The organism is Micromonospora sp. B9E7 (assembly GCF_039871815.1).
Lineage (GTDB): Bacteria > Actinomycetota > Actinomycetes > Mycobacteriales > Micromonosporaceae > Micromonospora.
On record NZ_JBDPLX010000007.1, the window covers coordinates 300346 to 324389 of the forward strand.

General features: G+C 67.5%; 29 protein-coding genes. All 29 read left to right on the forward strand.

Annotation, left to right across the window (positions count from 1 at the left end; genetic code table 11):
* The first annotated feature begins 233 nt into the window (after window positions 1-233).
* The 29 genes from ABGB10_RS14795 to rplO all read left to right on the forward strand — a co-directional run bounded on the left by ABGB10_RS14795 (window position 234) and on the right by rplO (window position 24024).
* Window positions 234-3665: a DNA-directed RNA polymerase subunit beta gene (locus tag ABGB10_RS14795; RefSeq protein ID WP_347661431.1), complete on the forward strand. Its 3432-nt coding sequence runs from the start codon at window positions 234-236 to the stop codon at window positions 3663-3665.
* 80 nt (window positions 3666-3745) lie between these two features.
* The gene (locus tag ABGB10_RS14800) at window positions 3746-7633 is read left to right on the forward strand and encodes a DNA-directed RNA polymerase subunit beta' (protein WP_347661432.1); all 3888 of its coding nucleotides are present in this window, start codon (window positions 3746-3748) and stop codon (window positions 7631-7633) included.
* A 94-nt stretch (window positions 7634-7727) separates the two neighbouring features.
* A complete protein-coding gene (locus ABGB10_RS14805) occupies window positions 7728-8096 on the forward strand; it encodes a hypothetical protein (RefSeq protein WP_347661433.1) in 369 nt (122 codons plus the stop codon).
* A gap of 558 nt (window positions 8097-8654) precedes the next feature.
* Window positions 8655-9077, forward strand: coding sequence for a hypothetical protein (locus tag ABGB10_RS14810; RefSeq protein ID WP_278141722.1), 423 nt, complete (start codon window positions 8655-8657; stop codon window positions 9075-9077).
* Between the two features lie 507 nt (window positions 9078-9584).
* Window positions 9585-9959 carry a 30S ribosomal protein S12 gene (gene rpsL, locus ABGB10_RS14815; protein WP_007465318.1) on the forward strand — a complete coding sequence of 125 codons (375 nt, stop codon included), beginning with the start codon at window positions 9585-9587 and terminating at the stop codon, window positions 9957-9959.
* 1 nt (window position 9960) lies between these two features.
* Window positions 9961-10431, forward strand: a complete 471-nt coding sequence (gene rpsG, locus ABGB10_RS14820; RefSeq protein WP_007465317.1) for a 30S ribosomal protein S7 — start codon at window positions 9961-9963, stop codon at window positions 10429-10431.
* Between the two features lie 74 nt (window positions 10432-10505).
* Window positions 10506-12602, forward strand: a complete 2097-nt coding sequence (gene fusA, locus ABGB10_RS14825) for an elongation factor G (protein WP_145778896.1) — start codon at window positions 10506-10508, stop codon at window positions 12600-12602.
* Between the two features lie 212 nt (window positions 12603-12814).
* Window positions 12815-14008, forward strand: a complete 1194-nt coding sequence (tuf, locus tag ABGB10_RS14830) for an elongation factor Tu (RefSeq protein ID WP_145778897.1) — start codon at window positions 12815-12817, stop codon at window positions 14006-14008.
* Between the two features lie 350 nt (window positions 14009-14358).
* Entirely contained in the window at window positions 14359-14667 is a 309-nt protein-coding gene (gene rpsJ, locus ABGB10_RS14835) for a 30S ribosomal protein S10 (RefSeq protein WP_007073037.1), read from the forward strand.
* An 11-nt stretch (window positions 14668-14678) separates the two neighbouring features.
* Window positions 14679-15344, forward strand: coding sequence for a 50S ribosomal protein L3 (rplC, locus tag ABGB10_RS14840; protein ID WP_088987574.1), 666 nt, complete (start codon window positions 14679-14681; stop codon window positions 15342-15344).
* Window positions 15341-15991, forward strand: a complete 651-nt coding sequence (gene rplD / locus ABGB10_RS14845; RefSeq protein WP_088987575.1) for a 50S ribosomal protein L4 — start codon at window positions 15341-15343, stop codon at window positions 15989-15991. Before rplC ends, rplD begins: the two co-directional genes overlap by 4 nt.
* Window positions 15988-16290 carry a 50S ribosomal protein L23 gene (gene rplW / locus ABGB10_RS14850; protein WP_007465304.1) on the forward strand — a complete coding sequence of 101 codons (303 nt, stop codon included), beginning with the start codon at window positions 15988-15990 and terminating at the stop codon, window positions 16288-16290. The genes rplD and rplW overlap by 4 nt, the downstream gene beginning before the upstream one ends.
* A gap of 12 nt (window positions 16291-16302) precedes the next feature.
* Entirely contained in the window at window positions 16303-17142 is an 840-nt protein-coding gene (rplB, locus tag ABGB10_RS14855) for a 50S ribosomal protein L2 (RefSeq protein WP_088950237.1), read from the forward strand.
* 12 nt (window positions 17143-17154) lie between these two features.
* Entirely contained in the window at window positions 17155-17436 is a 282-nt protein-coding gene (gene rpsS, locus ABGB10_RS14860; RefSeq protein WP_007465299.1) for a 30S ribosomal protein S19, read from the forward strand.
* 42 nt (window positions 17437-17478) lie between these two features.
* The gene (rplV, locus tag ABGB10_RS14865) at window positions 17479-17937 is read left to right on the forward strand and encodes a 50S ribosomal protein L22 (RefSeq protein WP_007465297.1); all 459 of its coding nucleotides are present in this window, start codon (window positions 17479-17481) and stop codon (window positions 17935-17937) included.
* Entirely contained in the window at window positions 17937-18806 is an 870-nt protein-coding gene (gene rpsC / locus ABGB10_RS14870) for a 30S ribosomal protein S3 (protein ID WP_007465294.1), read from the forward strand. Before rplV ends, rpsC begins: the two co-directional genes overlap by 1 nt.
* Window positions 18807-18809: 3 nt before the next feature.
* Complete coding sequence (gene rplP / locus ABGB10_RS14875) at window positions 18810-19235, forward strand: 50S ribosomal protein L16 (protein ID WP_053653940.1); 426 nt, start codon at window positions 18810-18812, stop codon at window positions 19233-19235.
* On the forward strand, window positions 19235-19471 hold the full coding sequence (gene rpmC / locus ABGB10_RS14880) for a 50S ribosomal protein L29 (protein ID WP_007465283.1): 237 nt from the start codon (window positions 19235-19237) through the stop codon (window positions 19469-19471). The genes rplP and rpmC overlap by 1 nt, the downstream gene beginning before the upstream one ends.
* Entirely contained in the window at window positions 19468-19746 is a 279-nt protein-coding gene (rpsQ, locus tag ABGB10_RS14885; protein ID WP_112584814.1) for a 30S ribosomal protein S17, read from the forward strand. Before rpmC ends, rpsQ begins: the two co-directional genes overlap by 4 nt.
* Window positions 19747-19843: 97 nt before the next feature.
* Window positions 19844-20212, forward strand: a complete 369-nt coding sequence (gene rplN, locus ABGB10_RS14890) for a 50S ribosomal protein L14 (RefSeq protein ID WP_007073026.1) — start codon at window positions 19844-19846, stop codon at window positions 20210-20212.
* Window positions 20209-20529, forward strand: a complete 321-nt coding sequence (gene rplX / locus ABGB10_RS14895; protein WP_172899047.1) for a 50S ribosomal protein L24 — start codon at window positions 20209-20211, stop codon at window positions 20527-20529. The genes rplN and rplX overlap by 4 nt, the downstream gene beginning before the upstream one ends.
* A complete protein-coding gene (rplE, locus tag ABGB10_RS14900) occupies window positions 20529-21095 on the forward strand; it encodes a 50S ribosomal protein L5 (RefSeq protein ID WP_088987580.1) in 567 nt (188 codons plus the stop codon). The genes rplX and rplE overlap by 1 nt, the downstream gene beginning before the upstream one ends.
* A 1-nt stretch (window position 21096) precedes the next feature.
* Window positions 21097-21282, forward strand: coding sequence for a type Z 30S ribosomal protein S14 (locus ABGB10_RS14905; RefSeq protein WP_007465272.1), 186 nt, complete (start codon window positions 21097-21099; stop codon window positions 21280-21282).
* 116 nt (window positions 21283-21398) lie between these two features.
* On the forward strand, window positions 21399-21806 hold the full coding sequence (gene rpsH / locus ABGB10_RS14910) for a 30S ribosomal protein S8 (protein WP_007465270.1): 408 nt from the start codon (window positions 21399-21401) through the stop codon (window positions 21804-21806).
* A gap of 16 nt (window positions 21807-21822) precedes the next feature.
* A complete protein-coding gene (gene rplF / locus ABGB10_RS14915; protein ID WP_145778899.1) occupies window positions 21823-22365 on the forward strand; it encodes a 50S ribosomal protein L6 in 543 nt (180 codons plus the stop codon).
* 8 nt (window positions 22366-22373) lie between these two features.
* Window positions 22374-22751, forward strand: coding sequence for a 50S ribosomal protein L18 (rplR, locus tag ABGB10_RS14920; protein ID WP_347403535.1), 378 nt, complete (start codon window positions 22374-22376; stop codon window positions 22749-22751).
* A 33-nt stretch (window positions 22752-22784) separates the two neighbouring features.
* On the forward strand, window positions 22785-23399 hold the full coding sequence (gene rpsE, locus ABGB10_RS14925; RefSeq protein WP_007465263.1) for a 30S ribosomal protein S5: 615 nt from the start codon (window positions 22785-22787) through the stop codon (window positions 23397-23399).
* The gene (gene rpmD, locus ABGB10_RS14930; protein ID WP_030329904.1) at window positions 23399-23581 is read left to right on the forward strand and encodes a 50S ribosomal protein L30; all 183 of its coding nucleotides are present in this window, start codon (window positions 23399-23401) and stop codon (window positions 23579-23581) included. Before rpsE ends, rpmD begins: the two co-directional genes overlap by 1 nt.
* Window positions 23581-24024, forward strand: coding sequence for a 50S ribosomal protein L15 (gene rplO / locus ABGB10_RS14935; protein ID WP_088987584.1), 444 nt, complete (start codon window positions 23581-23583; stop codon window positions 24022-24024). Before rpmD ends, rplO begins: the two co-directional genes overlap by 1 nt.
* Window positions 24025-24044 lie beyond the last annotated feature (20 nt).

Below are 24044 nucleotides of genomic sequence, written 5' to 3' on the forward strand. Positions count from 1 at the left end.
CGTTGCGTTCTGAGCGGCCCGGCACACCCCGGTTGAGGGGGCCGAGGCGCGTTCCGCAAACAACCTGCGGGGTGGGCTGGACAGCGGTTAGCCTCTCGGCTACACTGCTAGTTTGCGCTGCCTTCCGACTTGACCCCTGCTCGGAAATGTCCGGTTACGGATATTTCTGGTGGGGTCATTGGAGTGCACGCGTACCAGCCGTTCTGCAGCACCGGTCCTCGGAAGGACGCATCTTGGCAGCTTCCCGCCCTGCGAAGACCAGTCGTACGTCGAGCGCATTCGCTCCCCGCCGAGTTTCATTCGGCAGGATCACCGAACACCTCGAGGTCCCCAACCTCCTTGCCATCCAGAACGAGTCCTTCGACTGGCTCGTCGGCAACGAGGCTTGGCAGGGCCGGTCGGCGGACGACCCGCACGCACGCTCGGGTCTCGCGGAGATCCTTGAAGAGATCAGTCCCATTGAGGACTTCTCCGGCACCATGTCACTTTCCTTCTCGGCGCCGCGCTTCGACGAGGTCAAGGCCTCGATCGAGGAGTGCAAGGAGAAGGACCTGACCTACTGCGCTCCGCTCTTCGTGACCGCGGAGTTCACCAACAACACCACTGGCGAGATCAAGAGCCAGACGGTGTTCATGGGTGACTTCCCGATGATGACGCCCAAGGGCACCTTCGTCATCAACGGCACCGAGCGCGTCGTGGTCAGCCAGCTCGTCCGGTCTCCGGGCGTGTACTTCGACAAGCAGCCGGACAAGACCTCCGACCGCGACCTCTCCAGCGTCAAGGTCATCCCGAGTCGGGGTGCCTGGCTGGAGTTCGACATCGACAAGCGCGACACGGTCGGCGTACGCATCGACCGCAAGCGCCGGCAGGCCGTCACGGTCCTGCTCAAGGCCATCGGATGGTCGGCCGAGCGGATCCGTGAGCGGTTCGGCTGGTCCGAGCTGATGATGACCACGCTCGAGAAGGACCACATCGCCGGCGCCGACGAGGCGCTGCTCGACATCTACCGCAAGCTGCGCCCTGGCGAGCCGCCGACGCGCGAGAACGCCCAGACCCTGCTCGACAACCTCTTCTTCAACCCGAAGAGGTACGACGTCGCCAAGGTCGGGCGCTACAAGTTCAACAAGAAGCTCGAAGTCAACGTGCCGATCACCACTGGCACGCTGACCGAGGACGACATCGTCGCCACCGTGGAATACCTCTGCCGGCTGCACGCCGGTGAGGAGGGCTACGAGGCCGACGACATCGACCACTTCGGCAACCGTCGCCTGCGCACCGTGGGTGAGCTGATCCAGAACCAGGTTCGGGTCGGCCTGTCCCGCATGGAGCGGGTCGTCCGCGAGCGGATGACCACGCAGGACGTCGAGGCGATCACCCCGCAGACCCTGATCAACATCCGCCCGGTGGTGGCGGCGATCAAGGAGTTCTTCGGGACGTCGCAGCTGTCCCAGTTCATGGACCAGACCAACCCGCTGGCGGGCCTGACCCACCGGCGTCGGCTGAGCGCGCTCGGCCCGGGTGGTCTGTCCCGGGAGCGGGCCGGCTTCGAGGTCCGCGACGTGCACCCGTCCCACTACGGCCGGATGTGCCCGATCGAGACGCCGGAAGGCCCGAACATCGGCCTGATCGGCGCGCTGTCCACCTTCGCCCGGGTCAACCCGTTCGGCTTCATCGAGACGCCGTACCGGAAGGTCGTCGAGGGTCGGGTCACCGACCAGATCGACTACCTGACCGCGGACGAGGAGGACCGGTTCGTCAAGGCCCAGGCCAACGCGCGCCTGAAGGCTGACGGCACGTTCGCCGAAGACCGGGTGCTCTGCCGTCGTAAGGGCGGCGAGACCGAGGACGTCGTCCCCGGTGCCGTCGACTACATGGACGTCTCGCCCCGGCAGATGACCTCGGTCGCGACCGCCATGATCCCGTTCCTCGAGCACGACGACGCCAACCGGGCACTGATGGGCGCGAACATGCAGCGCCAGGCGGTGCCGCTGGTCAAGGCCGAGGCGCCGCTCGTGGGTACGGGCATGGAGTACCGTGCCGCGGTCGACGCTGGCGACGTGGTGGTCGCCGAGGTCGGCGGTGTGATCGAGGATCTCTGCGCCGACTACGTCACCATCCACCAGGATGACGGCCACCGCCGGACGTACCTGCTGCACAAGTTCCGCCGCTCCAACGCCGGCTCCTGCGTCAACCAGAAGCCGGTGGTCTTCGAGGGCGACCGCGTCGAGGCCGGTCAGGTCATCGCCGACGGTCCGTGCACCGACGAGGGCGAGATGGCACTCGGACGCAACCTGCTGGTGGCGTTCATGTGCTGGGAGGGCCACAACTACGAGGACGCGATCATCCTGTCGCAGCGCCTCGTGCAGCAGGACGTGCTCACCTCGATCCACATCGAGGAGCACGAGGTCGACGCCCGGGACACCAAGCTCGGCCCGGAGGAGATCACCCGCGACATCCCGAACGTCAGCGAGGAAATGCTCGCTGACCTCGACGAGCGCGGCATCATCCGGATCGGTGCCGAGGTCGTCCCCGGCGACATCCTGGTCGGCAAGGTCACGCCCAAGGGTGAGACCGAGCTGACCCCGGAGGAGCGGCTGCTCCGCGCGATCTTCGGTGAGAAGGCGCGTGAGGTTCGGGACACCTCGCTGAAGGTGCCGCACGGCGAGACCGGCACGGTCATCGGTGTGCGCACGTTCTCCCGCGAGGACGGCGACGAGTTGCCGCCGGGTGTCAACGAGCTGGTCCGGGTCTACGTCGCCCAGAAGCGCAAGATCCAGGACGGCGACAAGCTCGCCGGCCGGCACGGCAACAAGGGCGTCATCTCGAAGATCCTGCCGATCGAGGACATGCCGTTCCTCGAGGACGGCACCCCGGTCGACATTGTGCTCAACCCGCTCGGTGTGCCGAGCCGGATGAACATCGGCCAGGTTCTGGAGACCCACCTCGGTTGGGTCGCCAAGACCGGTTGGAAGGTCGAGGGTGACGACGCCGACTGGAAGCGCCAGCTGCGCTCGATCGACGCTCACGAGTCCGAGGGCGACACCAACGTGGCCACCCCGGTCTTCGACGGTGCCCGCGAGGAGGAGATCTCGGGCCTGCTCGAGTCGACCCTGCCCAACCGGGACGGCAAGCAGCTGATCGGGCGTACCGGTAAGGCGCAGCTGTTCGACGGTCGTTCCGGCGAGCCTCTGCCGGACCCGATCGCGGTCGGCTACGTCTACATCCTGAAGCTCAACCACCTGGTCGACGACAAGATCCACGCTCGGTCGACCGGCCCGTACTCGATGATCACGCAGCAGCCGCTGGGTGGTAAGGCGCAGTTCGGTGGTCAGCGTTTCGGTGAGATGGAGTGCTGGGCGATGCAGGCGTATGGCGCTGCCTACGCCCTGCAGGAGCTGCTCACGATCAAGTCCGACGACGTGCTCGGCCGGGTGAAGGTCTACGAGGCCATCGTCAAGGGCGAGAACATCCCGGAGCCGGGCATCCCGGAGTCGTTCAAGGTGCTGCTCAAGGAGCTGCAGTCGCTGTGCCTCAACGTTGAGGTGCTCTCCAGCGACGGTGTGGCCCTGGAAATGCGCGAGACCGACGACGAGGTGTTCCGGGCCGCTGAGGAGCTGGGCATCGACCTGTCCCGGCGCGAGCCGAGCTCGGTCGAAGAGGTCTGAGGTGAGCGGTCGGGGGGGGGGGGGGCGGGGGGCCCGCCCCCCCCCCCATTAGCAGTACAGACGACGACATAGGGGACATAGTGCTCGACGTCAACTTCTTCGACGAGCTGCGCATTGGTCTCGCCACCGCCGACGACATCCGTCAGTGGTCGCACGGCGAGGTCAAGAAGCCTGAGACGATCAACTACCGCACCCTGAAGCCGGAAAAGGACGGGCTCTTCTGCGAGAAGATCTTCGGTCCGCAGCGGGACTGGGAGTGCTACTGCGGTAAGTACAAGCGGGTCCGGTTCAAGGGCATCATCTGTGAGCGCTGCGGCGTCGAGGTGACTCGCTCCAAGGTCCGCCGTGAGCGGATGGGGCACATCGAGCTCGCCGCTCCGGTGACCCACATCTGGTACTTCAAGGGCGTTCCGAGCCGGCTGGGCTACCTGCTGGACCTCGCCCCCAAGGATCTCGAGAAGATCATCTACTTCGCCTCGTACGTCGTGACGAGCGTGGACGCGGAGTCGCGTCACCGTGACCTCTCGACGATCGAGAACGAGATCCTGGCCGAGAAGCGGCAGTCCGAGAACAGCCGCGACTCGGAGATCGAGAAGCGGGCCGCCAAGCTCGAGGCCGACCTGGCCGAGCTGGAGGCCGAGGGTGCCAAGGCGGACGTTCGGCGCAAGGTCAAGGAGGGCGGAGAGCGCGAGATGCGCCAGATCCGCGACCGGGCCCAGCGCGAGATCGACCGCCTGGACGAGGTGCTGGACACCTTCCGCAAGCTGGAGCCGAAGCAGCTGGTCACCGACGAGCTGCTCTACCGCGAGCTGCGCGACCGGTTCGGTGAGTACTTCACCGGTTCCATGGGCGCCGAGGCGATCAAGGCGTTGGTCCAGAACATGGACCTCGACGCCGAGGCCGAGAGCCTGCGGGAGACCATCCGGTCCGGCAAGGGCCAGCGGAAGATCCGGGCGCTCAAGCGACTCAAGGTCGTCGCGGCGTTCCTGAACACCCGCAACTCGCCGCTCGGCATGGTGCTGGACTGCGTCCCGGTCATCCCGCCGGACCTGCGCCCGATGGTGCAGCTCGACGGTGGTCGCTTCGCGACCTCGGACCTGAACGACCTGTACCGCCGCGTGATCAACCGGAACAACCGCCTCAAGCGGCTGATCGACCTCGGTGCTCCCGAGATCATCGTCAACAACGAGAAGCGGATGCTCCAGGAGGCCGTCGACGCGCTGTTCGACAACGGCCGCCGCGGCCGGCCGGTCACCGGTCCGGGTAACCGCCCGCTCAAGTCGCTGTCCGACATGCTCAAGGGCAAGCAGGGCCGGTTCCGCCAGAACCTGCTGGGCAAGCGCGTCGACTACTCCGGCCGTTCGGTCATCGTGGTCGGCCCGAAGCTCAAGCTGCACCAGTGCGGTCTGCCCAAGCAGATGGCGCTGGAGCTGTTCAAGCCGTTCGTGATGAAGCGGCTGGTCGACCTCAACCACGCCCAGAACATCAAGTCCGCCAAGCGGATGGTCGAGCGTCAGCGCCCGGTCGTGTGGGACGTGCTGGAAGAGGTCATCGGCGAGCACCCGGTGCTGCTCAACCGTGCACCGACCCTGCACCGCCTGGGCATCCAGGCCTTCGAGCCGCAGCTGGTCGAGGGCAAGGCGATCCAGATCCACCCGCTGGTCTGCACCGCGTTCAACGCCGACTTCGACGGTGACCAGATGGCGGTGCACGTGCCGCTGTCCGCCGAGGCTCAGGCCGAGGCGCGGATCCTGATGCTGTCGTCGAACAACATCCTCAAGCCGGCCGACGGTAAGCCGGTCACCATGCCCACCCAGGACATGGTCATCGGTCTGTACCACCTCACCCACCGCACCACCGGTGAGAAGGGCGAGGGCCGGGCGTTCAGCTCGGACGCCGAGGCGCGGATGGCCTTCGACAACGGTGAGCTGCACCTGCAGGCACCGGTGCGGATCCGCCTGCGTGGCGTGATCGGTGTCGACAACGGCGCTGGCTCCGAGGCGTGGACCGCCCCGGAGGGCTGGGTCGAGGGTGAGCCGCTGACCGTGGAGACGACCCTGGGTCGGGTGCTGTTCAACGAGACGCTGCCGCAGGGCTACCGCTTCGTGAACTACGAGATCCGCAAGGGTCAGCTCTCCGCGATCGTCAACGACCTCGCCGAGCGCTTCCCCAAGGTGGCCCTGGCCGCCACCCTGGACGGGCTCAAGGAGGCCGGTTTCCACTGGGCCACCTGGTCCGGCGTGACGATCGGCATGGAGGACGTCATCGCTCCGCCGCGCAAGGCGGAGATCCTGGCGCGGTACGAGAAGGAAGCCGACCGGATCGACAAGCAGTACCAGCGTGGTCTGATGACTGCCGAGGAGCGTCGCGGCGAACTCATCGAGATCTGGACCAAGGCGACCAACGAGGTCGCCAAGGAGATGGACACCGCGCTGCCGCAGGAGAACCCACTGTGGAAGATGATCAACTCGGGTGCCCGCGGTAACCTGCTCCAGCTCCGGCAGATCGCGGCGATCCGTGGTCTGGTGGCCAACCCGAAGGGCGAGATCATCCCGCGGCCGATCAAGGCCAGCTACCGGGAGGGTCTGTCCGTGCTGGAGTACTTCATCTCCACGCACGGTGCCCGTAAGGGTCTCGCCGACACCGCGCTGCGGACCGCCGACTCGGGTTACCTGACCCGTCGTCTGGTGGACGTCTCGCAGGACGTCATCATCCGTGAGGAGGACTGCGGCACCGACCGGGCGATCCCGATGCAGATCGGCGAGAAGCTGGACGGCAAGCTCGTCGTCCACACCCACGCCGAGACCAGCGTGCACGCCCGGACGCTGGCCGACGACATCAAGGGCCCGGACGGCACCGTGGTGGCCGAGCGCGGCCAGGACATCAACTCCATCGGGGTCGACAAGATCGTCGCCGCCGGCGTGGAGACGGTCCGGGTGCGCAGCGTGCTCACCTGCGAGTCGAAGCTGGGTGTCTGCGCGGCCTGCTACGGCCGGTCGCTGCCGACCGGTAAGTCGGTCGACATCGGCGAGGCGGTCGGCATCATCGCCGCCCAGTCCATCGGTGAGCCCGGTACGCAGCTGACGATGCGTACCTTCCACACCGGTGGTGTCGCGGGTGAGGACATCACCCAGGGTCTGCCGCGTGTTCAGGAAATCTTCGAGGCTCGGGTCCCGAAGGGTAAGGCGCCCATCGCCGACACCCCCGGCCGGATCCGGATCGAGGACGGCGAGCGTTCGCGGAAGATCATCGTGGTGCCGGACGACGGCAGCGACGAGATCGTCTACGACAAGATCTCGAAGCGGGTCAAGCTCCGGACCCACGACGGCGGCCACGTCGCGGTCGGCGAGAAGCTGACCGAGGGCACCATCGACCCGCACGAGCTTCTGCGGATCATGGGTCCGCGGGCGGTCCAGGTCCACCTGACCAGTGAGGTCCAGGAGGTCTACCGCTCGCAGGGTGTGCTCATCCACGACAAGCACATCGAGATCATCATCCGCCAGATGCTCAAGCGGGTGACGGTCATCGACTCCGGCTCGACCGAGTTCCTGCCGGGCGTGCTGGTCGACCGGGCGCTGTTCGAGTCGGAGAACCGCCGACTCGTCTCGGAGGGCGGCGAGCCCGCCGCCGGTCGTCCGGTGCTGATGGGTATCACCAAGGCCTCGCTGGCCACCGACTCCTGGCTCTCGGCGGCCTCCTTCCAGGAGACCACCCGGGTGCTGACCGACGCTGCGATCAACTCGCGTAGCGACTCGCTGGTCGGCCTCAAGGAGAACGTGATCATCGGAAAGCTCATCCCGGCCGGTACCGGCATCAGCAAGTACCGCAACGTCCGGGTGGAGCCGACCGAGGAGGCCAAGGCCAAGGTCTACTCGATGACCGGGTACCCGGAGACCGACTACGGGTTCGGGCCGGCCGGCGGGCAGGCTGTGCCGCTGGACGACTTCGACTTCGGGTCGTACCGCTAAGCATCGATCACACGACGAGGCCCCCGGTTTCCGCCGGGGGCCTCGTCGTGTCCGGACCCACCCACCCCGGCTGCGAGTTCGGCATGATGGGGGGATGACGACCGCACCCGGGCAGGTGCCCGTCGCGCAACAGGACCCGCGTCACCCGCTGGACCCGGACCCGGCCCGTGCCACGAAGGCGCGGGCGGTTTTCGCGCTGGGGCTGCTCGGCATGCTGACCGGGCTCTTCATCGGCGGGGTGGTGCCCGCGACGGTGGCACTGCAACTGGCCCGGCAGGCGCGCCGTGAGGCGTACACCTCGGGGGGTTTCCTCACCGGCGGTGTCTGGCTGCGGCGAGGGGAGCGGATGGCCTGGACCGGTCTGGTGCTGGTCGCGGTCACCGTGGTGATCGCTGTGGTGATCGGCGTGGTCCGGTTGGCCGGTGCGCCGTTCGGCCACGACTACCCGACGAACATGGACTGAGCCCGCCGGTGGCCGCGCCCCGGCGGCGGCGCCCTCGGCGGTAGCCTGGCCGGTGTCCACCGTGCGGCGGTGGTGCCCTTTCGACAGGAGGACCTCGTGACGGAACCGGCGCGGCCCCCTGCGGACGAACCGGCCGGCCCTCCGGACGCGCTGGCCTCTTCTGAGCCGGCCTCTTCCGAGCCGGCCCCCTCTGAGCCGGTTCCGTCGGAGCTGAGTGGCTGGGAGCGACCTGAGCCGAGTGGCGCACCGCACCCCCCGGTGCCCACGCCGGGTTGGGGTGCGCCGCCGTCTCCCATGCCGCACCCCGGTTGGGGTCCGACCACGCCGACTGGCTTCCACCAGCCGTACCCGGTCTCCGGTGCGCCGACCCCGGCACCTCCAGGTTGGGGTCCGCCGTCGTCTGGGCCTGGTGTGCCGGCGGGGTGGGGTCCGTCGTCGTCTGGGCCTGGTGTGCCGGCGGGGTGGGGTCCGTCGTCGTCTGGGCCTGGTGTGCCGGCCGGGTGGGGTCCGCCGCCGCCGGGTCGCGCGCCCGGTTGGGGCGGCATGGTCGGGCATCCGGTGCCGCCTCCCACCGATGACCAGCGCCGACCGCCGAAGCGGGTCGAGACCGTGCCGGGTACGCCGTTCGGTGTCGTGCACCTGGACGTGGCGCCGGTCACGTCCGGGCTGGCCATCGGGGCGTTGGTGGCCGGAATCGCGTCGGCAGTGGTCTCCCTGCTGGTGATCTGCTTCGGGGTGAGCTTCGTGGACGACGGCGGGGCGTGGGCCTCCGGGGCGTTCGCGGTGCTCGGAGTGCTCACGGGCGTGGCGGCGGTCGTCATCGGCCTGCTCGGTCAGCGGCAGATCCGCCGCCCGGTCGCGCCTTCCGCGGTCCGTTTCACCGGCCGCGGGTTGGCGGTGGCCGGGATCAGCTGTGGCGTGGCGGGTGGGGTGCTCAGTCTCCTGGGACTGGGCCTGGCGTTGCTCCTCGCCCTGGCCTGAGGCCGGTCACGTCTGCTTCGCCTGCCGTCGCCGCTCCGGCGGTGGCTTCCCGGTGCTGGCCCGGGGCCGACGGGTGGCCTCGTGGGGAAGCCGGTACACTTGTGCTCGTAGGTGCCCATCGCGGGCGACGGGGCAGGACGAGATCCGGCCGGCGGATGTGAGACAGTCGCCGGGCCATTCCGTTTTGACCTGGGCGGTTGTGGTAGGTACTCTTTCCCCTTGTGCCCGGGCCTGCCCGGGCAACTCGTGCGTGCGCTGTTTCCGGAGTTCGGGCGGCGGCACGACAAGCCAAAGATCCGGGGCGGGGCGACCCGCACACCGGTGACAAACTCCGGTCCGCACGCGAAAGCGTCGCAACGGAGCCGTGACGAGGGCGACACGCCCGACCGCGGGTGCCGGGGTCTCCGCAAGGCGACCCTGGTCGGAATGTAGGAGAGCCGGTCATCAGGCCGGCTAACGAGCAGACGGCGCGGCCGCGGATGCGGCCGAAGGGAGCGGAGAAACCCGGTGCCCACGATCCAGCAGCTGGTCCGAAAGGGCCGCCAGGCGAAGACGACCAAGACCAAGACCCCGGCGCTGAAGGGTTCTCCTCAGCGGCGCGGCGTGTGCACCCGCGTGTACACCACCACCCCTAAGAAGCCGAACTCGGCGCTGCGCAAGGTCGCTCGCGTGAAGCTCAGCAGCCAGATCGAGGTGACCGCCTACATCCCCGGCGTCGGTCACAACCTGCAGGAGCACTCGATCGTGCTCGTCCGCGGTGGCCGGGTGAAGGACCTCCCCGGCGTGCGTTACAAGATCGTTCGCGGCTCGCTGGACACCCAGGGTGTCCGTAACCGCAAGCAGGCGCGCAGCCGTTACGGCGCGAAGAAGGAGAAGAGCTGACATGCCGCGTAAGGGACCCGCTCCGCGGCGGCCACTGGTCGCTGACCCGGTGTACAACTCGCCGCTGGTCACCCAGCTGGTGAACAAGATCCTGCTCCGCGGCAAGCGTCAGCTCGCCGAGTCCATCGTGTACGCGGCCCTCGAGGGCTGCCGCGAGAAGTCCGGCACCGACCCGGTCGTCACCCTGAAGCGGGCGATGGACAACGTCAAGCCGACCCTCGAGGTGCGCAGCCGTCGTGTCGGTGGCGCCACCTACCAGGTTCCGGTCGAGGTCCGCCCGACCCGGGCGACCACCCTGGGCCTGCGCTGGCTGGTCACCTACTCCCGCGCCCGGCGCGAGAAGACCATGGTCGAGCGGCTGATGAACGAGCTGTTGGACGCGAGCAACGGCCTCGGTGCCGCCGTCAAGCGGCGCGAGGACACGCACAAGATGGCCGAGTCGAACAAGGCCTTCGCGCACTACCGCTGGTAACACCCTGGTTCCGGCGCCCACGGGCGCCGGAACCGCCACCAGTTGAGTCGAGACGACGATAAGTAGGGATTGAAGTGGCCGCCGCAGACGCGCTCGCCAACGTACGCAACATCGGCATCATGGCGCACATCGATGCCGGTAAGACCACGACCACCGAGCGAATCCTGTTCTACACCGGTATCACGTACAAGATCGGTGAGGTCCACGAGGGCGCTGCCGTCATGGACTGGATGGAGCAGGAGCAGGAGCGTGGTATCACCATCACCTCCGCTGCTACCAAGTGTGAGTGGAAGGGCCACACGATCCAGATCATCGACACGCCTGGCCACGTCGACTTCACGGTCGAGGTCGAGCGGTCGCTGCGGGTCCTGGATGGTGCGGTCGCGGTTTACGACGGTGTCGCCGGCGTGGAGCCGCAGACGGAGAACGTCTGGCGGCAGGCCGACAAGTACAACGTCCCGCGCATGTGCTTCGTCAACAAGCTCGACCGCACCGGTGCCGACTTCTTCCGCTGCGTGCAGATGATGATCGACCGGCTGAACGCCACCCCGCTGGTGCTCCAGATCCCGATCGGGCTCGAGGGCGACCACATCGGTGTCGTCGACCTGATCGGCATGCGCGCCCTCACCTGGCGCGGGGAGACCCAGAAGGGTGAGGACTACGCGGTCGAGGAGATCCCGGCCGAGCTGGCCGACTCCGCGGCCGAGTGGCGCGAGAAGCTGATGGAGACCCTCGCCGACGTCGACGACTCGGTGATGGAGAAGTACCTGGAAGGCGAAGAGGTCTCCGTCGAGGAGATCAAGGCCGCCATCCGGCGTGCCACCATCGCCGGCAAGGCCAACCCGGTGCTCTGCGGCTCGGCGTTCAAGAACAAGGGCGTCCAGCCCATGCTCGACGCCGTGGTCGACTTCCTGCCGTCGCCGCTGGACGTCCCCGCGATCGAGGGTACGGCCACCGACGGTGAGACCCCGCTGCTGCGGAAGCCGTCGAACTCGGAGCCCTTCTCCGGTCTGGCCTTCAAGATCCAGACGGACAAGCACCTGGGCAAGCTCACCTACGTGCGGGTCTACTCCGGCACGCTCGATTCCGGTTCGCAGGTGGTCAACTCCACCAAGGACCGCAAGGAGCGGATCGGCAAGATCTACCAGATGCACGCCAACAAGCGGGAAGAGCGTCCGTCGGCGCAGGCCGGCGACATCATCGCCGTGCAGGGTCTCAAGCAGACCACCACCGGCGACACTCTCTCCGACCCGGCGAACCCGGTCATCCTGGAGTCGATGACGTTCCCGGAGCCGGTCATCTCGGTGGCGATCGAGCCGAAGACCAAGTCCGACCAGGAGAAGCTGGGCACCGCGATCCAGCGCCTGGCCGAGGAGGACCCGACCTTCCGCGTCCAGCTGGACGAGGAGACCGGTCAGACGGTCATCTCCGGCATGGGTGAGCTGCACCTGGACATCCTGGTCGACCGGATGCGCCGCGAGTTCAACGTCGAGGCCAACGTCGGCAAGCCGCAGGTGGCGTACCGCGAGACCATCCGCCGCAAGGTGGAGAAGGTCGAGTACACCCACAAGAAGCAGACCGGTGGTTCCGGCCAGTACGCCCGCGTGATCGTGAGCGTCGAGCCGCTGCCGCTGGACAACGACTCGCCGACCTACGAGTTCGCCAACGCCGTCAGCGGCGGCCGCATCCCCCGGGAGTTCATCCCGTCGGTGGACGCCGGTGCCCAGGACGCCATGCAGTACGGCATCCTGGCGGGCTTCCCGCTGGTCGGTGTGAAGCTGACGCTGCTGGACGGCCAGTACCACGAGGTCGACTCGTCGGAAATGGCATTCAAGATCGCCGGCTCGATGGTGATGAAGGACGCGGCCCGCAAGGCCGATCCGGCACTGCTCGAGCCGATGATGGCCGTTGAAGTCACCACTCCTGAGGAGAACATGGGTGACGTCATCGGTGACCTCAACTCCCGCCGCGGCATCATCCAGGCGATGGAGGAGCGCAGCGGCGCCCGCATCGTCCGGGCTCTGGTGCCGTTGTCGGAGATGTTCGGCTACGTCGGCGACCTGCGGTCGAAGACCCAGGGCCGGGCTAGCTACAGCATGCAGTTCGACTCCTACGCCGAGGTTCCGCAGAGCGTCGCGAAGGAGATCATCGCCAAGGCAACGGGCGAGTAACGCCCTGAGCAGGTGATTCGTGGTTGGTCGCGGGAGGTTCAACCCGCCCGCGGCCACCACGATCGGATCGCGTGAGACCGGGCCTGTAGGCTTCATCGCCGCAGAACCCACAAAGGCTCTCCGGCCGTCTGGCCGGAAAGGCTGTCGACAGAGTCCTAAGCGCCGACCGGCGCGCCGGGCGTACGAACCAAGAAGTCCACAGGAGGACACCAGTGGCGAAGGCTAAGTTCGAGCGGACTAAGCCGCACGTCAACATCGGCACCATTGGTCACATCGACCACGGTAAGACGACGCTGACGGCGGCCATCACCAAGGTCCTGCACGACCAGTACCCGGACCTGAACCCCTACACGCCGTTCGACGAGATCGACAAGGCGCCGGAGGAGAAGGCCCGCGGCATCACGATCTCGATCGCGCACGTCGAGTACCAGACCGAGGCGCGGCACTACGCGCACGTCGACTGCCCCGGTCACGCGGACTACATCAAGAACATGATCACCGGTGCCGCGCAGATGGACGGCGCGATCCTGGTGGTCGCGGCGACCGACGGCCCGATGCCGCAGACCCGCGAGCACGTGCTGCTGGCCCGTCAGGTGGGTGTGCCGTACATCGTCGTGGCGCTCAACAAGAGCGACATGGTCGACGACGAGGAGCTCCTGGAGCTCGTCGAGCTCGAGGTGCGCGAGCTGCTCTCCTCGCAGGAGTACCCGGGTGACGACCTGCCGGTCGTCCAGGTCTCCGCGCTGAAGGCGCTCGAGGGCGACCCGGTGTGGACCGCGAAGCTGCTCGAGCTGATGAGCGCGGTCGACACCGCGATCCCGCAGCCGGAGCGCGAGACCGAGAAGCCGTTCCTCATGCCCGTCGAGGACGTGTTCACGATCACCGGTCGTGGCACCGTCGTCACCGGTCGTGTGGAGCGCGGCGTGCTGCTGCCGAACGAGGACGTCGAGGTCGTCGGCATCCGCGAGAAGGGCTTCAAGACCAAGGTCACCGCGATCGAGATGTTCCGGAAGACCCTGGACGACGCCCGCGCAGGTGAGAACGTCGGCCTGCTGCTGCGTGGTACCAAGCGCGAGGACGTCGAGCGCGGCATGGTCGTCGTGAAGCCGGGCACCACGACTCCGCACACGGAGTTCGAGGCGACGGTCTACATCCTCTCCAAGGAGGAGGGTGGCCGCCACACCCCGTTCTTCCAGAACTACCGTCCGCAGTTCTACTTCCGGACCACGGACGTCACCGGTGTCGTCACCCTCCCCGAGGGCACCGAGATGGTCATGCCTGGTGACAACACCACCATGTCGGTGAAGCTGATCCAGCCCATCGCCATGGAGGAGAACCTCAAGTTCGCGATCCGCGAGGGTGGCCGCACCGTCGGCGCCGGGTTCGTCACCAAGATCGTCAAGTGAACTAGGTAACCCCGATTAGACCCGCCGCCGGTCGTGCGGCATACTAGTCAGGTTGCGTAACGACAGTTCGTCGCCTGTGTTCGGCTTCCGCTGAACCTCCGGGTGGCGAGGCAGTCGAGCGTGGGGTGGTTGGCGGCCCAGTCGCCAACCACCCTCGCACGGCGTTCAGGTCGCGGTAATGCGATCGGCGCCTTGACCCACCGCGCGGTCAGCACCGCTCCGGAACCACGGGGCGGAGCCCGATCCGAGGGCGCGACACGCCCGACCGCGGGGGTCGGCGAAGTGGGCCTGTACCAGCCGGTACAGGCGCCCGCAACACAGCGGCATCGAGAGAAGGAACAGAAGCCACCATGGCGGGACAGAAGATCCGCATCCGGCTCAAGGCCTATGACCACGAGGTCGTCGACTCCTCGGCTCGGAAGATCGTCGAGACGGTGACGCGCACCGGGGCGCAGGTCGCGGGCCCGGTGCCGCTGCCCACGGAGATCAACCGTTTCTGCGTTATCCGCTCGCCGCACAAGTACAAGGACTCGCGCGAGCACTTCGAGATGCGCACGCACAAGCGGCTGATCGACATCATCGACCCGACCCCGAAGACGGTCGACTCGCTCATGCGCCTCGACCTGCCGGCTGGCGTCGACATCGAGATCAAGCTGTAGGGACCGGACAAATGGACAGGCAAGTCAAGGGGATCCTGGGCGCCAAGCTCGGCATGACCCAGGTCTGGGACAACAACCGCGTTGTTCCCGTGACCGTGGTCGAGGCCGGCCCGTGCGTCATCAGCCAGGTTCGTAGCGCCGAGAAGGACGGTTACTCCGCGGTCCAGCTGGCCTACGGCACCATCGACCCGCGCAAGGTCAAGAAGCCGATCAGCGGGCACTACGCCAAGGCGGACGTGGCGCCGCGCCGGCACATCGTCGAGCTGCGCACCACGGACGCCGGGGAATACTCGCTCGGCCAGGAAGTCACGGTCGAGGAGTTCCCGGCCGGCGTCACCATCGACGTCACCGGCAAGACCAAGGGCAAGGGCTACGCCGGCCCGATGAAGCGGCACGGCTTCCACGGTCTGGGTGCCGGCCACGGTGTCGAGCGCAAGCACCGCTCGCCCGGCTCCATCGGCGCCTGCGCCACTCCGGGTCGTGTCTTCAAGGGCACCCGGATGGCCGGCCGGATGGGTGGCGTGCGGTACACCGTGCAGAACCTCACCGTCCAGGCGGTCGACACCGAGAACAACCTGCTGCTCGTCCGGGGTGCCATCCCTGGTCCGAAGGGCGCGCTCGTTCTGGTCCGTACCGCGGCGAAGAGCAAGGTGAAGAAGGGCGGTGCGGCCAAGTGACCACCGTTGACGTGCGCACCGTCGAAGGCACCACCAGCAGCTCGGTCGAGCTGCCGGCGGACATCTTCGACGTGCAGGCCAACGTCGCGCTGATGCACCAGGTCGTGGTGGCCCAGCTCGCGGCGGCCCGACAGGGCACGCACAAGGCCAAGACCCGCGGCGAGGTCGCCGGTGGCGGCAAGAAGCCGTACAAGCAGAAGGGCACCGGTCGCGCCCGGCAGGGCTCGATCCGCGCGCCGCAGTTCGCCGGCGGTGGCGTCGTGCACGGTCCCGTGCCGCGTGACTACAGCCAGCGGACCCCGAAGAAGATGAAGGCCGCCGCTCTGCGGGGTGCCCTCTCCGACCGGGCCCGCGCCGGGCAGGTGCACGTCGTCGAGGCGTTCGTCTCGGGCGAGAAGCCGTCGACCAAGGCGGCCCTGGCCACGCTGGCCAAGCTCACCGAGGCCCGTCGGGTCCTGGTCGTGCTGAGCAGCACCGACGAGCTGAACTGGGTGTCGCTGCGCAACGAGCCGCGGGTGCACCTGATCGAGTCCGGCCAGCTGAACACGTACGACGTGCTCGTGGCCGACGACGTGGTCTTCACCAAGGACGCCCTGGACGAGTTCCTGGGCGTGCCCGCCGAGACCACCGAGGAGGGTGGCAAGTGAGCACGATCGCCGACCCGCGCGACATCATTGTGGCGCCGGTCGTCTCGGAGAAGAGCTACAGCGAGCTGAACCGGAACTGGTACACCTTCCTGGTGCACCCGGACGCGAACAAGACCGAGATCAAGATCGCTATCCAGCAGATCTTCAACGTCCGCGTCCTGACGGTCAACACGCTCAACCGCCAGGGTAAGCGCAAGCGCACCAAGACCGGCTTCGGTCAGCGCAAGGCGACCAAGCGGGCGATCGTGAAGCTGGCTGACGGTGACCGCATCGAGGCCTTCGGCGGCCCGGTCAGCTGAGGGGTGTAGACAATGGCTATCCGTAAGTACAAGCCGACGACGCCGGGCCGACGTGGCTCCAGTGTCGCTGACTTCGCCGAGATCACCCGGTCCACGCCGGAGAAGTCGCTGCTGGCTCCGCTGCCGAAGAAGGGCGGGCGTAACGCCCACGGCCGGATCACCACGCGGCACCACGGCGGCGGTCACAAGCGCCAGTACCGTCTGATCGACTTCAAGCGGGTCGACAAGGACGGCGTGCCGGCGAAGGTCGCTCACATCGAGTACGACCCGAACCGCACGGCGCGCATCGCGCTGCTGCACTACGCCGACGGCGAGAAGCGGTACATCATCGCGCCGAAGGACATGAAGCAGGGCGACCGCGTCGAGTCCGGTCCGGGCGCCGACATCAAGCCCGGCAACAACCTGCCGCTGCGCAACATCCCGGTCGGTACCACGATCCACAACGTGGAGCTGCGTCCGGGTGGCGGGGCCAAGCTGGCCCGTTCCGCCGGCGTCGGCATCCAGCTGCTCGGCCGTGAGGGCGCGTACGCGACCCTGCGTATGCCGTCCGGCGAAATCCGGCGGGTGGACGTGCGCTGCCGCGCCAGCGTCGGCGAGATCGGCAACGCCGATCAGTCGAACATCAACTGGGGCAAGGCCGGCCGTATGCGGTGGAAGGGCAAGCGCCCGACCGTCCGTGGTGTCGCCATGAACCCGGTCGACCACCCGCACGGTGGTGGTGAGGGTAAGACCTCCGGTGGTCGCCACCCGGTCAACCCGCAGGGTAAGCCCGAGGGCCGCACCCGCCGTAAGGGCCAGCCGAGTGACCGGCTGATCGTCCGCCGTCGCTACGCCACGCGTAAGCGCGGCTGAGGGAGATAAGACATGCCTCGCAGCCTGAAGAAGGGCCCGTTCGTAGACGACCACCTGCTCAAGAAGGTGGAAGTTCAGAACGACAAGGGCTCCAAGAACGTGATCAAGACCTGGTCGCGGCGCTCGACGATCATCCCCGAGATGCTGGGGCACACGATCGCCGTGCACGACGGACGCAAGCACGTCCCGGTGTTCGTGACCGAGGCGATGGTCGGGCACAAGCTCGGCGAGTTCGCGCTGACCCGCACGTTCAAGGGTCACGAGAAGGACGACCGGAAGAGCCGTCGGCGCTGACGCCGCCAGGCATACGGATAGAGGGAACAAGGGGTTACAGCGATGCCAGGAAAGGGCGACGCTCCGGTGCTTCCGGGCGCGCGGGCGGTTGCGCGGCACGTGCGCATCTCGCCGATGAAGGCGCGCCGGGTGGTCAACCTCGTCCGCGGCCTGCCCGCGAAGGAGGCGCTCACGGTGCTGCAGTTCGCGCCGCAGGCTGCGAGCGAGCAGGTGTACAAGGTGCTCGCTAGCGCGATCGCCAACGCGGAGAACAACGAGCGGCTGGACCCCGACGCGCTGCTCGTCAGCGAGGCCTTCGTGGACGAGGGCCCGACGATGAAGCGGTTCCAGCCGCGGGCGCAGGGTCGGGCCTACCGCATCCGCAAGCGCACGTGCCACATCACCGTGGCGGTCGAAGCGGTCGCGCCGGCAGCGCCGAGGAAGGCCGCGGCTAAGAAGGCCGCCCCGGCCACGGAGGCCGCACCGGCCGAAGCGCAGAGCAAGACGGAGGACGCCGAGTAATGGGTCAGAAGGTTCACCCCACTGGGTTCCGGCTCGGCATCTCGACCGACTGGAAGTCCCGCTGGTTCGCGGACAAGCTCTACAAGGACTACATCGGCGAGGATGTCAAGATCCGCCGCATGATGTCCAAGGGCCTCGAGCGTGCCGGGATTTCCAAGGTCGACATCGAGCGCACCCGCGACCGGGTCCGGGTCGACATCCACACCGCACGGCCGGGCATCGTCATCGGCCGTAAGGGTGCGGAGGCCGACCGGATCCGCGGCGAGCTGGAGAAGCTCACCGGCAAGCAGGTTCAGCTGAACATCATCGAGGTGAAGAACCCCGAGTCGGACGCTCAGCTGGTCGCGCAGGGCGTGGCCGAGCAGCTGTCCAGCCGGGTCAGCTTCCGTCGGGCGATGCGCAAGGCCATGCAGTCGGCGATGAAGAACCCGGTCTGCAAGGGCATCCGGGTTCAGGTCTCGGGTCGCCTCGGCGGCGCCGAGATGAGCCGGACCGAGTTCTACCGCGAGGGCCGGGTTCCGCTGCACACGCTGCGGGCCAACATCGAGTACGGCTTCTTCGAGGCCCGTACCACGTTCGGCCGGATCGGTGTGAAGGTCTGGATCTACAAGGGCGACGCCGTCCCGGGCCGGGAGGCTCCGGCCGAGGCCGGTCCGTCCCGCCCGCGTCGTGGTGAGCGCGGCGACCGTCCCGAGCGTCCGCGCCGTGGCCGGTCGGGTTCGTCCGGCACCACGGCTGGTGGCACCGAGGCCGGTCGGGCTGCTGCGACCACCATCGCGCAGCAGGCCGAGACGCCGAGCGGCGAGCCGGTCGACAGCGCAGCTGTCGCCGCCGCGGCTGCTCCGGCAGAAACGCAGCAGGAGGGCTGACAGATGCTGATGCCGCGCAAGCCCCCGAAGGGCTTCCGCAAGCCGCACCACCCGGACCGCAGTGGCGCGTCCAAGGGTGGTAACCGGGTGGTGTTCGGCGAGTTCGGGATCCAGGCTCTCGAGCCGGCGTACGTGACGAACCGGCAGATCGAGTCGGCACGTATCGCGATGACTCGCCACATCAAGCGTGGTGGCAAGGTCTGGATCACGATCTTCCCGGACCAGGCCCTCACCAAGAAGCCTGCCGAGACCCGGATGGGTTCCGGTAAGGGTTCGCCCGAGTGGTGGGTCGCCAACGTCAAGCCGGGGCGGGTTCTCTTCGAGATGTCCTTCCCCAACGAGCAGACCGCGCGAGAGGCCATGCGTCGCGCGATCCACAAGCTCCCGATGAAGTGCCGCATTGTTACGCGCGAAGTGGGTGAATCCTGATGGCAGCGGGCGTTAAGGCGACCGAGCTGCGTGAGCTCTCCGAGGAGGAGCTGGTCACGAAGCTGCGGGAGGCCAAGGCGGAGCTGTTCAACCTCCGCGTGCAGGCCGCAACCGGGCAGCTGGACAACAACCGGCGGTTGCAGGTCATCCGTCGGGAGATCGCCCGGATCTACACGATCATGCGCGAGCGCGAGCTGGGGCTCTCGGCCGCGCCGACTGAGGTGACTGCATCATGACCGAAGACACCGCCACCGCCACCGCGCGGTCCCGCCGCAAGGTCCGTGAGGGCCTGGTGGTCAGCGACAAGATGGACAAGACCGTCGTGGTCGAGGTCGAGGACCGGGTTCGGCACGCGTTGTACGGCAAGATCATGCGTCGTACGAGCAAGCTGAAGGTGCACGACGAGCAGAACGCCGCTGGCACCGGTGACCGGGTTCTCATCATGGAGACCCGGCCGCTGAGCGCCACCAAGCGTTGGCGGATCGTGGAGATCCTGGAAAAGGCCAAGTAGCGAAGGCTCGAGCTCGCCCGGCGTTGCGTCGGGCGTAGGTTCCGCCAGGCTCCGGCCGCTACGGCGGCCGGAGAACCGGCAGACATAGGAGATAGACGTGATTCAGCAGGAGTCGCGACTGCGCGTCGCCGACAACACGGGTGCTCGGGAGATCCTGTGCATCCGGGTTCTCGGTGGCTCGGGTCGGCGCTACGCGAGCATCGGCGACGTCATCGTGGCCACGGTCAAGGACGCGATCCCGGGTGCCGGTGTGAAGAAGGGCGACGTCGTCAAGGCTGTCGTCGTTCGCACGGCCAAGGAGAAGCGGCGGCCGGACGGCTCGTACATCCGCTTCGACGAGAACGCCGCCGTCATCATCAAGGACGGTGGGGACCCGCGTGGTACCCGTATCTTCGGCCCGGTGGGCCGGGAGCTGCGGGACAAGCGGTTCATGAAGATTATTTCCCTCGCGCCGGAGGTGTTGTGACCGTGAAGGTCAAGAAGGGCGACACGGTCGTCGTCATCGCCGGCAAGGACAAGGGTGCCAAGGGCAAGGTCATTCAGGCCTACCCGCGGCAGGACAAGGTCCTGGTCGAGGGCGTGAACCGGGTCAAGAAGCACACCCGCATCAGCACCACCCAGCGTGGCGCCAAGACCGGCGGCATCGTCACCCAGGAGGCCCCGATCCACGTCTCGAACGTGCAGGTCCTGGACTCCGACGGCAAGCCGACCCGCGTCGGTTACCGGATCGACGACAACGGCCAGAAGGTCCGCATCGCGCGTAGCACCGGTAAGGACCTGTGATGACCACGGCTACCGAAAAGACCATGCCGCGCCTCAAGGAGCGGTACCGCAACGAGATCGTGGCCCAGCTGCGCGAGCAGCACAGCTACGGCAACCCCATGCAGGTGCCGCGGCTGGTCAAGATCGTCGTCAACATGGGTGTCGGCGAGGCTGCTCGTGACGCCAAGCTGATCGACGGTGCGGTCCGTGACCTCGCCACGATCACCGGCCAGAAGCCGCAGGTGCGGCGGGCGACCAAGTCCATCGCGCAGTTCAAGCTCCGCGAGGGCATGCCGATCGGCGCGAAGGTCACCCTTCGCGGCGACCGGATGTGGGAGTTCCTGGACCGGCTGCTCTCCATCGCGCTTCCGCGTATCCGCGACTTCCGCGGTCTCGACGGGCGCAAGCTGGACGGGCACGGCAACTACACGTTCGGTCTGACCGAGCAGTCGGTGTTCCACGAGATCGATCAGGACAAGATCGATCGCCAGCGGGGCATGGACATCACGGTGGTCACGACCGCCACGACCGACGACGAGGGCCGGGCGCTGCTCAAGCTCCTGGGCTTCCCGTTCAAGGAGAACTGAGATGGCCAAGAAGGCGCTGATCATCAAGGCGGCCGCGAAGCCGAAGTTCTCGGTTCGCGCGTACACCCGCTGCCAGCGGTGCGGGCGTCCGAAGGCGGTCTACCGCAAGTTCGGGCTCTGCCGGGTCTGCATCCGGGAGATGGCTCACCGCGGTGAGCTGCCGGGCGTGTCCAAGGCTTCCTGGTAAGGGCGACCGCGTCCCGGCCGACGGCCGGGAACTCCTGCACCGATTAGGTATTGCTCTTCGCCGTAGGCCCGGGGCTGATGCCCCGGGAACCCCGGCGAGAAAGGCTGACGAAATCCATGACGATGACCGACCCGATCGCAGACATGCTCACGCGTCTGCGTAACGCCAACCAGGCGTACCACGATCAGGTGAAGATGCCCTACTCCAAGATCAAGGCGAACATCGCCGAGGTCCTGAAGGCCGAGGGTTACATCGCCACCTGGTCGGTCGAGGAGCCCGAGGAGGGCGCCGTCGGCAAGCGACTGGTCGTCGAGCTGAAGTACGGCCAGAACCGCGAGCGGAGCCTGGCCGGCATCAAGCGCGTGTCCAAGCCCGGTCTCCGGGTGTACGCCAAGTCGGACGGGCTCCCGCGGGTGCTCGGTGGGCTGGGCGTGGCGATCATTTCGACGTCCCAGGGGCTGCTGACCGACCGGCAGGCCCGCAAGCGGAGTGTTGGCGGGGAAGTCCTCGCCTTCGTCTGGTAACGGGAGACAGGTAGAAATGTCGCGAATTGGACGTAAGTCGATCCCGGTACCGACCGGCGTCGACATCACGATCGACGGGCAGACCGTCAAGGTCAAGGGGCCCAAGGGCCAGCTTGAGCACACCCTCGCCGAGCCGATCACGATCGAGCGGGCCGAGGACGGGCAGCTGAGCGTCAACCGGCCGAACGACGAGCGCAAGGCCAAGGAACTCCACGGCCTGAGCCGTACGCTGGTTGCCAACATGATCGTCGGGGTCACCGAGGGCTACCGCAAGAGCCTGGAGATCGCCGGCACCGGTTACCGGGTCACCGCCAAGGGTTCGGACCTCGAGTTCGCGCTCGGGTTCTCGCACCCGGTGGTCGTCGCCGCCCCGGCGGGCATCACCTTCACGGTGGAGCGGCCGACCCTGTTCCACGTTGCTGGCATCGACAAGCAGCAGGTCGGTGAGGTCGCCGCCAACATCCGGAAGATCCGCCCGCCGGAGCCCTACAAGGGCAAGGGCGTGAAGTACCAGGGCGAGGTCATCCGCCGCAAGGCCGGAAAGGCAGGTAAGAAGTGAGCGCCACGCTGCTCAAGCGCCGCCGCGGTGTCGCCGCCAAGCGCGCCGTCGGGCGTGCGCGTCGACACTTCCGCGTCCGCAAGAACGTCACCGGTACGGCCGAGCGTCCGCGCCTGGTCGTCACCCGTTCGCTGCGGCACATGGTCGCCCAGGTCGTCGACGACTCCAAGGGTCACACCCTGGCGTCGGCGTCGACCCTGGACGCCTCGCTGCGCGGTGCGGAGGGCGACAAGAGCGCCCTCGCCGGCAAGGTGGGCGCTCTGCTCGCCGAGCGGGCCAAGGCCGCTGGCGTCTCCAAGGTCGTCTTCGACCGCGGTGGCAACCGGTACGCGGGGCGTGTCGCCGCGCTTGCCGACGCCGCCCGCGAAGCCGGGCTCGAGTTCTAACAACCCCGTCACGAGAGATAAGGAAGGCTGCTGATGCCAGGTCAACAGCGCCGTGGCGGCGGGTCCGGTGGCAACGAGGGTGGTCGCCGCGACAACCGCCGTGAGGGCGGCCGCGGAAACGCGCCCGTCGAGAAGACCCCGCACCTTGAGCGGGTCGTCGCGATCAACCGCGTCGCCAAGGTCGTGAAGGGTGGTCGTCGCTTCAGCTTCACCGCCCTGGTGATCGTGGGCGACGGCGACGGCACGGTCGGCGTGGGCTACGGAAAGGCCAAGGAGGTGCCCGCGGCCATCGCCAAGGGTGTCGAGGAGGCCAAGAAGCACTTCTTCAAGGTTCCGCGTATCGGCCAGTCGATCCCGCACCCGGTGACGGGTGAGGACGCTGCCGGCGTGGTGCTGCTCAAGCCGGCCTCGGCCGGTACGGGTGTCATCGCCGGTGGTCCGGTGCGTGCCGTGCTGGAGTGCGCCGGTATCCACGACGTGCTCTCCAAGAGCCTCGGCTCGTCGAACCCGATCAACATCGTGCACGCCACCGTGGCGGCCCTGAAGGGGCTTGAGTCCCCCGAGCAGGTCGCGGCGCGTCGTGGTCTGCCGGTGGAGGACGTCGCGCCGGCCGCCATGCTGGCGTCGCGGGCGGGGGTGGCGCGCTGATGGCACGCCTGAAGGTCACCCAGCTCCGGTCCGGTATCGGGACCAAGCAGAACCAGCGTGACTCGCTGCGTTCGCTCGGTCTCAAGCGGATCAACGACGTGGTGGTCAAGGAGGACCGGCCCGAGATCCGCGGCATGATCTTCACGGTCAACCACCTCGTGAAGGTCGAGGAGGTCGAGTAATGACGATCAAGGTGCATCACCTGCGCCCGGCGCCCGGTTCCAAGACCGCGAAGACCCGTGTGGGTCGCGGTGAGGGTTCCAAGGGCAAGACCGCCGGTCGCGGTACCAAGGGCTCCAAGGCCCGCAAGAACATCTCGGCGGCGTTCGAGGGTGGGCAGATGCCCATCCACATGCGCCTTCCGAAGATGAAGGGCTTCAAGAACAAGTTCAAGGTGGTCTTCCAGGTGGTCAACCTGGACCGACTCGCTGAGCTGTTCCCGAACGGTGGTCAGGTCGGCCCGCTGGAGCTCGTCGAGGCCGGCGCGGTCCGCAAGGGTCACCCGGTCAAGGTTCTCGGCACCGGGGACCTCGGCGGTGTGGCGCTCCAGGTGTCTGCGCACGCGTTCAGTGCGTCGGCCAAGGAGAAGATCGCTGCCGCCGGTGGCTCCGTCACCGAGCTGTAAGGCGTAGAACCCATGGCGCC